The following is an 11,771-nucleotide window of genomic DNA, read 5'->3' on the forward strand; positions in this document are numbered from 1 at the left end:
AGTCGCTGCCGCGCCAGTCGCTGCCGCCGCGCCAGTCGCTGCCGCCGCGCCAGTCGCTGCCGCTCCGGTCGCTGACAGCCCCGTGAGCGACGCCGCCGTCAGCCAGTCCGCTGGCGAGCCACCCGCTGGGTCGCTCCCCGACGCCTGATCCCACGAGCGAAGCGCAGGCCGAGTCACGCTGCGTGACTCGGCCTTCGTGTTTGCGCTCGTCGGGTTTGCGCTCGGATGGACGCGAGCGTGACCACATGTCCAGTGCACGCGCCGGGCAAAGTGCGAAACGGCCAGCGGAGGTCTAAAGTACCCGCGGTGCCCCGCGTTCGAACCAGCCTTCAAGTGTTTTCAGCTCGGGCGAGGGCTTCTCGCCTGCTTGCGGAACTCTTCGGCGTCGCGGTGTTGTTGGGGCTCGGCTGTCGCGAGATCGAGGACCCGGCTCCGAACCCAGAGATCCCGAGTCCAACCGCGCCAAACCAGCTGCAGGTCGACAGCGAGCCAGTCCGCGCCCAGATGACGCTTCCGGACTTCGCTCGCGTCGCGCAGGCGGTCGGGCCTTCGGTCGTCGGTGTGATCTCCACGGTAGAGGTTGGCAGCTCGCGGATGCGTGGCATTGGCTCGGGCATGGTGGTCTCGGTCCAAGGCGAGATCCTGACCAACGAGCACGTCGTGCGCGACGCCGCCTCGATCAAGGTTCAGCTGTCGGATCACACCCAGGTCGACGCGGATGTCGTGGTCGCCGATCCGCTGTTCGACCTCGCGGTCCTGCAGCTGCGCGGCAACTTCAACACGCTGCAGCCGATCCGGTTTCGCGCCCCCGAGCGACCGCCCACGCCGGGCGAGTGGATCATGGCGATCGGTCAGCCATTCGGGCTTGGCGACACGGTGACCGTTGGCGTGATCTCGGGGCTTGGGCGCGACCACGCGGACCTTGGCCGACCGCCCGATCTCGAGCCCGAGGGCATCTGGTCGTTCATCCAGACCGACGCCTCGATCAACATCGGCAACTCCGGCGGCCCGCTCGTCGACCTCGACGGCCGGGTGCTCGGCATCACGACAGCGGTCCGCCAAGATGGCCAGGGGCTCGCGTTTGCGATCCCCTCGGCCATGGCGCTGCAGTTCATTGATGAAGTCCGCACCTACCGACGCATGCGCCACGCTCGGCTGGGAATTCAGGCCCGCAACGACAACGAGGTCGACGGGCTGCCGACCGCAGTTCGGGTCACCCGCGTGGATCCGGACGGTCCGGGCGACCGGGCGTCGCTGGCGGTCGACGACGTGATCTTGAGCATCAACGGTCAGCCGATCACCCGCGTGTCGGAGGTGGCGTACCTGAGCCAGCTCGCCGGGGTTGGAGCCGAGGTCACGCTCACGATTCGGCGCGCGAAGGATCAGCGCACCGAGCAGCTGGTGATCATCCCCGAGATGGCGACCTGAGCCGACTCTCCTGAGCCAACTCTATAGTACGCCGGTGCCGATGCCCTCTGGCACGTGCTCGAGCGCGTTGGCCAGCTGCGTCGCGAACAGCTTCAATAGCTCGCCACGCTTTTGCGTGCGGGTTGCGTCGTCGGCTCCGGCGGCGATCAGCGCGTCGTAGTGATACCGGGCGATCTCGATCTGCGTGACCTCGGCGGTCTGAAACCCGAGCAGCGGCCAGATGAAGGTCTCGACGGCGTGCTCGGGCACGCGGGGATCCAAGCGCCAGCGGTTGCTGAGCATGAAGCGATCGTGAGCCTCGAGCGCGACCGTGAGCGGGTGGCCAAGCATGACCGTGAGGGCCTCGCGGCTGCGCAGCAGACGATCCACGATCTTGAACGCCTCGAGCCGCGCGCGCCGATCCGGCGCCGGGTAGCGCTCGTCGTCGCGCCGAAACCCAAGCCACGACATGAACTCATGGTTGTGCCGCCACGCGAGCCGCTGGGCCTCGACCTCGGACACTAGCTTGGCGATTCGGCTGGAGTGCCGCCGCTTCATCGCCACGCCGGTCTCGGTCATCTGATCGCGAACCGGTCGCGAGAAGCTACCGATTGCGGCCTCGGTGCGCAGCTCGTCAACGGCCTCGAGCGCGAGCCCAACCGCGACGCCCACTCGCGCCGCGATCTGGATCGTCGTGCTCACGATCTGCTGGTACAGCCCCGGCATGACCAGGCGCAGCCCGGCTTCATCGAGCCCTTCGACCTGGTCGAGCGCCTCGAGCTTGGCCTTTGACAGCGAGCGGCGGGCCTCGGTGACGACGGCGTAGCGTTCGTCGTCCGCGCTCGCGGCGACGTGCGCGAGGAAGACGTCTCGGGCCGTGGACATGCGCGAGGAATTTACGCCGGGATCCCGAGCCTTGTCACTTTGTTTTCAGCTCGGGCGAGGGCTTCTCGCCCGCTTGCGGACAGCTTCGCAGACTGGTTCACCGAGGGCAGCGAACTGTTTGCTGGGCGCCGCGTTCGCGCGCCAGGCTCATGCACCGTTCACGCCCCCGGTCACTCCGCGCTATCGTCCGCGCCAACCATGCACACGCACCACGCAATCGACTACATCGAGCTTCACGTGACGGATCTGGCCGAGGCCAAGCGCTTCTACACGGCCGCGTTTGGGTGGGCGTTCAACGACTACGGTCCCGCGTACGCTGGCATCCAGGGACCCGAGCGCGAGCTCGGCGGACTCGCGCTCGCTGACGAGGTCACGCCGGGCGGGCCCTTGGTCGTGCTCTACTCGGATGCGCTCGACGCGAGCGTCACGGCGGTCGAGCGCGCGGGCGGCAGCATCGTCGAGCCACCCTTCGATTTTCCTGGCGGTCGCCGGTTTCACTTCAGCGATCCAAGCGGAAACGTGCTCGCGGTCTGGAGCCCGCGGGCCTCGTGAGCGGTGCCACGCGGTGCTGACCAACCGCCGAAATTTTGCAGGCAACGGAGGCGCAGAGCAGCTGCGGGGCCGGTGGTCAGTCTGCGCTCAAAATGATATCGCAGCGCTTCAGCCCCCAGCCTGAACGTGGTGATGTGATGACGAGCCGACTCGAATTGCCCCAGCAGCCTGCCCTTCCCTTTCGCGTGAAGACGCTGGTCAACCCCAGCCAATCCGCGCTGCGCGAGCTCGCCCTGAAGCACACGCCGTACTGCGTCCAGACGGTGCGCGGCAGCATCAACAAGGTCGCCCGCAACAAGGCGCGGATGGCCCAGTACACGTACATCATCGACCGCGCGGGCAAGCCCGAGGCCTACTCGCACAGCACGATCGGCGTCGAGCAGGCGCAGCGCCTGATCAACGCGCAGGCCGAGTATGTGCATGCGCAAGGCGAGCTGATCCTGATCGAGGGCTACGTCGGCATTGGACCGCGCGCGGTCCCAGTCCAGTGGTGCTACACGCTCGAGGCGGCCAACATCGCGGGAATGCAGCAGGTCTTGGCGTTCCCGCGCGAGCGCGTGGAAGCCCCCGAGGCCGCCACCCAACCGTTCGCGCCGGCGTTCCGGTTGGTCTACACGCCCGATTTCGTGCCCGACATGCCGGGCAAGCAGGCGATCATCGTCGACCTCGACAACTACGTCACGTACATCATGGGCGCCGACTACTTCGGCGAGAGCAAGAAGGGCGCGCTGCGAATGCTCGCCGCGCTGCACTACCGCAACGGCGGCCTGGTCATGCACGCGGGCGCCAAAGAGATCGTTGACGGCAACGGCCGGATCACGATGGGCATCCTTGGGCTGTCGGGCACCGGCAAGACCACAACCACCTTCTCCAAGCAGGGCGACGCGACCAAGCCCGTGCAGGACGACATGATCACGCTGTGGCCCGGCGGCGAGATCTCGGTGACCGAGAACGGCTGCTTCGCCAAGACCTGGGGCCTGGCCGAGGACACCGAGCCCGTCATCTACCGCGGCACGATCTCGTCCGACGCATGGATCGAGAACGTCTACCTGAACGCCGACGGCACCCCCGACTTCTTCAAGCACGAGCTCTCGGTCGCCGACGTCGAGCGCCTGCGCGACACCCTCGTTGGCACCGGCGCCGTCGCGAACAACGTCGATGCATACATCAAGGGCGAGGTCAGCTTCGCCGACGTCGTCGAAGACGGGATCCCCAAGGACGGCTGGGACTTCGTGGTGTGGACGGAAAACGGCCGCTCGATCATCCCCATGAGCGCCGTCGAGGACGCCGCCGTGCTCGAGGAGCTCGAAGATCTGCACTCACTCGGGATCCTCAACCGCGACGAGGGCCCCGACGCCGCGACCCCCGGCCTGGTCCGCTTCACCAGCCCCGAGCAGGCGGCCGGCTACCTGATGCTCGGCGAGACCAGCAAGACCTCCGCCGCTGGCAAAGAGCGCGGCAAGACCCGCTCACCCTTCACCCAGCCGTTCTTCCCGCTCGCCCACAGCCTCCAGGCCCAGCGCTTCTCCGAGCTCGCCGCCACCTTCGGCGCGACCTCGATGTGGCTGATGAACACCGGCTACATCGGCGGCGACGCCAAGGGCGTAGAGCGAGGCAGCGCGCTCAAGGTCAAGATCCGCCACTCCTCCGCGATGCTCGAGGCCATGCTCAGCGGTGACCTCGTGTGGACGACCGACCCCGACTTTGGCTACGAAGTCGTCGACGTGGAAGCGCCAGCCAACGCCGCGCTGCTCGAGCAAGTCCCCCCAGAGATCCTGCAGCCCCGCCGCTTCTTCGAACAGGCCAAGCGGATGCCGGAGTACACCGACTGGGTCACGAGCATGAAAGCGGAGCGCAAGGCGTTCCTACAAAAATACGAAGTGTCCCCCGCAATCATCCAAGCTGTGGTCCTTCCATGACCCCCACAGCCACCTTCGCACCTCGCGGGTCACTCGCTTCGCTCGCTCCCAACGGGTAGGCTGTTCGCGGCCGTATGTGTGGCCCCCTCGAAGGGGGCTCCGCTAGCTATGACCCCCACAGCCACCTTCGCACCTCGCGGTCACTCGCTTCGCTCGCTCCCAACGGGTAGGCTGTTCGCAACCGTATGTGTGGCCCCCTAGCAGGGGGCTCTCCGCTAGCTATGACCCCCACAGCCGCCTTCGCACTGCGCGGTCACTCGCTTCGCTCGCTCCCAATGGGTCGGCTGTTCGCGGCCGTATGTGTGGCCCCCTAGCAGGGGGCTCTCGTCTGGCCGCTGTCGCATGGGTGTTTCTGATCTCCAACTGCGTGCCGACCTACTTTGGACGGTGGGTCGCTGTCGAAAGCACCAGTTCACAAAGCACGACACGTAAATGGAGGGGCACCCAGTGCCTGCAGGTGGTCAGACGAGAGCCCCCTGCTAGGGGGCCACACATACGGTTGCGAACAGCCTACCCATTGGGAGCGAGCGAAGCGAGTGACCCGCGTAGTGCGAAGGCGGCTGTGGGGGTCATAGCTAGCGGAGAGCCCCCTGCTAGGGGGCCACACATACGGTTGCGAACAGCCTACCCATTGGGAGCGAGCGAAGCGAGTGACCCGCGTAGTGCGAAGGCGGCTGTGGGGGTCATAGCTAGCGGAGAGCCCCCTGCTAGGGGGCCACACATACGGTTGCGAACAGCCTACCCATTGGGAGCGAGCGAAGCGAGTGACCGCGAGGTGCGAAGGCGGCTGTGGGGGTCCTAAAGGATCCCCAGGGAAGCGCGGGTTTGTTCGATGAAGGCTTTCTCTTCGTCGATCACCTGCCCGTCCGCCTCGGCGATGCCCTCGAGATCACTCAGCACCCGACGCAGCTGATCATCATCGAGCGTCCCCTTGAGCGACGCCGTGATCTTCCGCGCCTCGCCAAGCTTGTCCTTCGCAGCCTTGTAGCTGCCAACCGAGCGCCGCAGCAGCTCGCCGATGTCACCGAGCTCCGACTCCGGCGCCCACTCGCGCAGCTTGGCGGCGAGCAGCCGCATCTCGTCGGCGGACAGCTGGCCGTCGGTGCTGTGCCCGAAGGTCAGGTAGAGGAAGGCGAGGGACTCGAGGACCTGCGTGTCGGCAGACATCGCGGGCAGGGTACCGCACTTGGACGACAGGCCACGACAATCCGACCACGCCCAGCTACCATCGGACCGTGCCAGAACAACCCAGCGATCCCGAGGCGGATCGGGGTGGATCGTCGAGCAGCGGGCGGCTGCCGTGGTCCCGCGCGCTGCTGTTGTTGGCGGTCGCCGGCCCTGCGCTGTGGCTGGGCGGGGTCAAGCCGTGGGTGATCCCCGCGTTCGTGTTGGTCGTGGCGGGGCTGCTGATCCGTCGCTGCCTGCGAAGCGAGACGCCGCTGCGGGTTCCGGCCGGGTGGTGGCTGGGGCTGTTCGCGGCCGCGCTGTGCTTGGTCCAGTGGATGCCGCTGCCGACCGCGCTGCTGCGCGTGCTCGCGCCGGGGCTGTCGGACACGGTGACGCAAGTGCTGGCCGGCACGGAGCTCGGCGCATGGAATCGGCTGTCGATCCACCCGGGTCAGACCGGGCTGGAATTCGCGCGGGTGCTGGGTCTGACCGGGCTGTTCATCGCGGCGGCGCAGCTGAGCTGGCGAATGGTCGCGACCTACGTGAGCCTGACTGGGACCGTGGTCGCGCTGATCGGGCTGACGCAAAAGCTGATCGGGGCCACGGCGATCTACGGGATCTACGTGCCGCGCCAGCAGCTGGCCGGGCTCGGGCAGGCGCTGGGGTCTCCGCTGTTGACCAGCTTCATCAACCCCAACCATCAGTCGGGCTTGCTGCTGATCGGCCTGTTCGCGGCCGCTTCGATGGTGGTGGATCTCCACGCGCGATCCAAAGAAACACGCGGCCGCCAGCCCAGCGAGCGCCTGGCTGACCGCGCGTACTTGGCCGCCGGCGCCGTCGCGATCCAGACCACGGCCTTGGTGCTGTCGATGTCACGCGGCGCGCTCGCGAGCTTGGCCTTGGTCGGGCCGCTGGTGCTCGTGCTGGTGCTTCGCCAAGCCAGGACCGGCGGGCTCGAGCCCGAACACGGTCGCCGTCGTCGGATCGGCTTGGGGATCGTCGTGCTTGGCATGCTGGCGCTCGCGCTGACCCAGGGCGCGTGGCAGCAGCTGGCCAGCCTGCGCGACCCGACCACCTTCACCGAGAAATTCCGGATCGCCCGCGAAGGCCTGCAGCTGATCCCGATGTCGCCCGTGCTGGGGATCGGCCGCGGTGCGTTCGTGGACTTGTTCCCGCTCGTCGACAGCCAGCCGGGCGCGATCCAGTTCACCCACCTCGAGTCGACACCGATCGCGTTCCTGGTCGAGTGGGGCCCGCTGCCGGGCGCTGTGATCGTGGCGGGGATCGGCTGGTGGTGGGTGCGAAGCTTCCTCGCCAACCCCAGCTTGGGCCGTCGCTTGGGCCTGTGTGGGCTGCTGGCGCTGGGCATCCAGAGCTGCGCCGACTTCTCGCTCGACTACTTGGGCGTCGCGGCGCCAGCGATCGCGCTGGCGGGCGCGCTGGGGGTCTCGGCGAGCGGAAAGGGCATGTCGCGGCGTCCGGTCATGCTTGCGACGCTCGTCGCCCTCGTGCTCGCGCAGGCCGTGGCGATCACGTCGATCCCCGCGAGCTGGTCGCAGCGACGCCCACGCGATCGCGCGGTGCTGGCCGGCGAGCTCCCGATCTTGCCGGCCCTGCGTCAGACCCCGCTCGACGCGATGCTGCACCTGGCGATGGCGCGCGAGCTCGCGACGGCTGGCGAGTGGGCGCCGGCGCTGCAGCGCGCCAAGGTTGCGATCCGCCTGCGCCCGGCCTCGCTCGACGCCCACCTGCTCGCGGCCACGCTCGCGGCCGAGCTCGGCGCGCCGCTCGACTCGATCGCGCACGTGAAGGCGGGCCTCGAAGGCCTGCGCGAGCCGGTCCCCGAGCCCTTGGTCGAGTGGTTGATCGCGGGTGTTTCCACGCCCGAGCAACTCGCCAGCTTGGCGCCCGACGACGGCGTGGCTTGGATGTCGCTCGCGCGCGCGATGGCGCTGCAGTCTCCCGATCACGCGCGCGCGCGCGCGGCCGCACGCGCGCGGACCCACCCCGAGGATCCCGAGCCGCTGCGCCTGCAGGCCGCGCTCGCGCTCGAAGCTGGCAACCCTGGGCTCGCGCTGCACCACGCACGGCTGCTCGTTGCGCTGCAGCCGAACGACGAGGCCGCCCATCGACTGCGCGCCAACGCCCGCTTTGCCCACAACACCCGCAAGCAAGACGAGGCCGCGGTCGCCGAGCTCGAGCTGGCCCACGCGGGTGGTCGGGTCAGCGATCCAGGGGTCGTCGACGAGCTGCTGATCATGGGGCTGCTGCGCCTGGCCGACGACGCGTCGCTTGACCGCGCCGAGCTGCTCCTCGATGGACTGCTGGCCCGTCGCGCCAAACCCCAGACCCGGCGCCGCCGCAAAGCCCTGGCCGAGCGGGTTCACAGCGCGCGAGCCCAATCCAGCCCCTGAGCAAAGTGTGAGCAAAAGCGTCCCGTTTTGGGACACTGCGTGAACCGCACGAACCTCGGCTCCTGCTGGCCCATTCGCCGTTTCTCGCGTTAGCGTGCGCGTCTCGGCGGGTGCCCGTCGGTCATGACTGATGCCGATTAACTACGACATAATTCGCAGGATCTACTCATTGCGACCGACCGCCCGTGCGCTGTTTGCCGCGGTCCTCGTCGCCGACGTCGAAGACGGACGCACCACCGTCGACGAGCTGATCGAGAGCGGCGCGGCGACGCGGCGCCAGGCGATCACGCTGCTGCGCGACCTCGACGAGGCCGGCTGCGGTGAGTTCAAGGTTGGCCGCAAGGGGCACCCGAGCCGACTGGAGTGGAGCGGGGATCCCCGCGAGCTCGCACGCCAGATCATCGACGAGATGGATGGGCGAGACGACGCCGAGCACGATTCGCGGTCGGAGTCCGAGCCGAGCCCACCCGAGGCGGACCAGCCGGACCGCGCGCTCCCACCCGCGGCCGCGATCGCGTTGGATCTGTCGTTCGCTCAGCCAGAGCTTCCGGTCGCGGCCAACGAGCCTCACGCCGCGCCAGCTCCCACGAGCACGGGTCACACGCGCGCGGCCGAGCTCGATGCAGCGGGCGACGACGAGATCGAGCACACCTACGTGCTGCGGCCAAGTCGTCGCGTGAGCGTGACGCTGCCCGCGGATCTGACCCGGCGCGAGGCCGAGGTCCTCGCCGACTGGCTCCGCAACCTCAGCTTCGAGCGTTAATTTTCAGTGCCCGGCATCAGCCGGGACCACAGCTTGGCCGGCAGCGACTTCGAGCCTTGCTCGATGACCTCCGCGTAGACCGCCCACGCCCGGCGCACGTGGGTCTCGAACCCGAACTCTGCCACAAACCGGGCCCGACCAGCGGCGCCCAAGCGCTGGCGCAGCTCGGGTTGGGTGATCAACGGAGCGAGCGCGGCCGCCAGCTCGGGCACCGCGGCGGGCGGCACCAGCTTGCCGGTCTCGCCGTCGATCACCGCCTCGGCGATGCCCCCGACGTCGCTGGCCACGACCGGCAAGCCCGCGCGCATCGCCTCGAGGATCGAGATTGGAAACCCCTCGCGCATGCTCAACAGCAAGAACACCTGGGCCGCCGCGAGCCGCTGCGGGACGTCGTCACGGGTCCCTAGCAGCTCGATCCGCGACGCCAAGCCGGCCTCGCGCATGGCTGCCTCGACCTTGGGCCGATCAGGACCGTCGCCGATCAGCTCGCAGGTCCAGGCCAGCTCGCGCAGCTGACCCAGCGCGTGGATCAGCGTGATCGGATCTTTTGGGTAGTCGAAGCGCGCGACCATGACCAGGCGCGGCGGTGATCGGCTGGGGTCCGCGCGCAGCGAGTCGGCGTTGTCGGGCAACGAGTTGTGAACCACCGAGAACGCGCTGGCCCGCGCGACCCCGTGCTCGATCCCGATCTGCTTGTCGTGCTCCGACACCGCCATCAGGCGATCCGCGAGCGGCCCGGTGCTGCACTCGGCGAGGCGCGCGACTTGCTGACGCGCGCTGAGCTTGCCCGAGGTGAACAGCCAGCCGTGGACGGTGAACAGCACGGGGATCCGCATGGCGGTGCCGATCACCCGCGCGAGCCAGCCAGCCTTGGTGCTGTGCGCGGTGATCAGATCCGGGTTGAACGCCCGCAGCGCCGTGCGCAGCTGGGCGAGCCCGCGCAGCTCGGCCGCGGGATCGATCTCGCGCACCAGGTCGGGGATCGGCCACACGCTCACGCCGGCTTCGCGCAGCCGCGAGATGAAGGGCCCGTCGCCGCCCACGAACACCGCGACGGCGTGCCCAGCCTGCCCCAGCGCCCGCGCGAGCTCGAGCACGTGCAGCTGGGCGCCGCCGATCGAGTCGCTGCGGGTGATCACGAACGCGACCCGACGCCGTGGACCAACCGCCGGGTCTCGCTCGGGCGTCACAGCCGGATCCTGCCACGCCTCTCGAGCAGCGACTAGGACTAGGGCTCGACGAGATACACGCCGGCCAGGCACATCTCGTTGTAGGTGCCCCATCCGGGCGAGATCGGCTCGCTCGCGTCGGTGGTGTCGTAGGTGCACGTCACCTCGATCTGGTAGCCGGGCTGAAGCACGATCGGCTGCTCCATGAAGTAGTAGAGCTGCCAGTTGAAGTCCCAGCGCTGGACATCGCCGACGCAGCCGACCTCCTGGCCTTGCTCGTCGAGCACGCGCACCTTCATCTGGGTCCCGAACGCGTGCATGTGCGGGAAGAAGCCCCACAGCTCGAGGCTCGTCGTCCCGTTCCAGCCGATGTACCAGTCAGCGGGGAAGCTCCACGTGAAGTCGTGGGCCGGTTCGCCCGGCGGGATCATGTAGGGGTCGCCCTCGAACAAGCTGTCCAGCAGCGCGTCGGGGACGTCGAACAGACCCTCGCGGGCGACCTCGTCCTCAAACCGGATCTTGACGGTGGTGCTGTCGCTCTGGCCGATCACCTCGGGGTCGACCATGTTGTAGTGAACCTGGACGACGAGCAGATCCCCAGCGGACGCCTGGGTCCCCGAGTTCGCCGGGAACTCGACGACGCCCTGCCCCGGGGCCCAGGTCACCGGCAGGGTATCAATGGCCACGCCATCACCGGCTGCGCCAAAGCACGACCAGCCCAGACGATCCGGTGACTCGGCGTCGAGCGCCTCGATCACATCGAGGTTGGTCATCCCGCCGCCAACATCGAACGCGGGGTCGATCGGGATCGCCAGGACGTGGTGGACGAGCGCCTCGTTGCCGGGGATGACCTCGTAGGCCGTGATGAATTGATCGTGGTCGAGCTCTGGGTCGATCAGAAAGCAGCGATACTCGTCGAACTCGGACAGGAACCCGCCCTCGGGCTCGGGCGTGAATTCCGGGGTCACGAACGCGGTCGCGCCCTCGAGCCCGGGGAGCGTGGGGACCTCGAGATCATCGCGGGGCTCACCCTCGGGCGCGCCGGCCTCGACCCACGCGAGGATCGTGTCGATGTCCGCCTGCGAGAGCGCGCGAGAGTGTTGCCAGGAGTTGCAGGTGCCGTCGTCGGTGACCAGCCACGGCGGCATCACCCGGTTCTCGACGGCGATCGCCGACGCCTGCGCCCACGCGGCGGCGGAGTCATAGTCGTCGAGCACAAACGGGCCGATGCCGCCTTCGCGGTGACAGCTGACGCAGCTGTCGTAGTAGATCGGGGCGACCTCTTGCCAGTAGGTGGCCGCGAGCCCGTCTCCGTCCCCATCTCCGTCGCCGGGATCGCCGTCGCCGTCGCCGGTCTCGGTGTCGCCGCCCTCGTCGAGCGCGGGGTCGGGCTTGCAGGCTGTCATGGAGCCGGTACACAGCGTCAGAGCCAGCAGGCCAAGGAAGGTGGGCATCGACGCGCGCCGAGATTCGGTGGTTGATTGCATGTCTGGGC

The 11,771-nt window shown here is 68.4% G+C and carries 9 protein-coding genes; 5 read left to right on the plus strand and 4 right to left on the minus strand.

Annotation, left to right across the window (positions count from 1 at the left end):
* The first annotated feature begins 390 nt into the window (after positions 1 to 390).
* Entirely contained in the window at positions 391 to 1,428 is a 1,038-nt protein-coding gene (locus DB30_RS28920) for a S1C family serine protease (RefSeq protein WP_052554985.1), read from the plus strand.
* Positions 1,429 to 1,449: 21 nt separating this feature from the next.
* Here DB30_RS28920 and DB30_RS28925 read toward each other — a convergent pair whose 3' ends face one another.
* Positions 1,450 to 2,292 carry a hypothetical protein gene (locus DB30_RS28925; protein WP_052554987.1) on the minus strand — a complete coding sequence of 281 codons (843 nt, stop codon included), beginning with the start codon at positions 2,290 to 2,292 and terminating at the stop codon, positions 1,450 to 1,452.
* Between the two features lie 198 nt (positions 2,293 to 2,490).
* On the opposite strand from DB30_RS28925, the gene DB30_RS28930 reads away from it, so the two are divergent.
* Both DB30_RS28930 and DB30_RS28935 read left to right on the plus strand, forming a co-directional pair.
* Complete coding sequence (locus DB30_RS28930; RefSeq protein ID WP_052554988.1) at positions 2,491 to 2,844, plus strand: VOC family protein; 354 nt, start codon at positions 2,491 to 2,493, stop codon at positions 2,842 to 2,844.
* 137 nt (positions 2,845 to 2,981) lie between these two features.
* Positions 2,982 to 4,763: a phosphoenolpyruvate carboxykinase (ATP) gene (locus DB30_RS28935; RefSeq protein ID WP_205633094.1), complete on the plus strand. Its 1,782-nt coding sequence runs from the start codon at positions 2,982 to 2,984 to the stop codon at positions 4,761 to 4,763.
* Positions 4,764 to 5,561: 798 nt separating this feature from the next.
* Here the strand turns inward: DB30_RS28935 and DB30_RS28940 are convergent.
* Positions 5,562 to 5,930, minus strand: coding sequence for a TerB family tellurite resistance protein (locus DB30_RS28940; protein ID WP_052554993.1), 369 nt, complete (start codon positions 5,928 to 5,930; stop codon positions 5,562 to 5,564).
* 68 nt (positions 5,931 to 5,998) lie between these two features.
* On the opposite strand from DB30_RS28940, the gene DB30_RS28945 reads away from it, so the two are divergent.
* On the plus strand, positions 5,999 to 8,344 hold the full coding sequence (locus DB30_RS28945; protein ID WP_052554995.1) for an O-antigen ligase family protein: 2,346 nt from the start codon (positions 5,999 to 6,001) through the stop codon (positions 8,342 to 8,344).
* A gap of 169 nt (positions 8,345 to 8,513) precedes the next feature.
* Complete coding sequence (locus DB30_RS28950; RefSeq protein WP_052554997.1) at positions 8,514 to 9,107, plus strand: hypothetical protein; 594 nt, start codon at positions 8,514 to 8,516, stop codon at positions 9,105 to 9,107.
* Here the strand turns inward: DB30_RS28950 and DB30_RS28955 are convergent.
* Together DB30_RS28955 and DB30_RS28960 are read right to left on the minus strand one after the other, a co-directional pair.
* The gene (locus DB30_RS28955; RefSeq protein ID WP_052554999.1) at positions 9,104 to 10,297 is read right to left on the minus strand and encodes a glycosyltransferase family 4 protein; all 1,194 of its coding nucleotides are present in this window, start codon (positions 10,295 to 10,297) and stop codon (positions 9,104 to 9,106) included. The two genes, DB30_RS28950 and DB30_RS28955, sit on opposite strands and share 4 nt — an antisense overlap.
* A 38-nt stretch (positions 10,298 to 10,335) precedes the next feature.
* On the minus strand, positions 10,336 to 11,763 hold the full coding sequence (locus DB30_RS28960) for a monooxygenase (protein ID WP_052555001.1): 1,428 nt from the start codon (positions 11,761 to 11,763) through the stop codon (positions 10,336 to 10,338).
* Positions 11,764 to 11,771 lie beyond the last annotated feature (8 nt).

The sequence above is a fragment of the Enhygromyxa salina genome, from assembly GCF_000737335.2.
Classification (GTDB): Bacteria; Myxococcota_A; Polyangia; order Nannocystales; family Nannocystaceae; genus Plesiocystis; species Plesiocystis salina_C.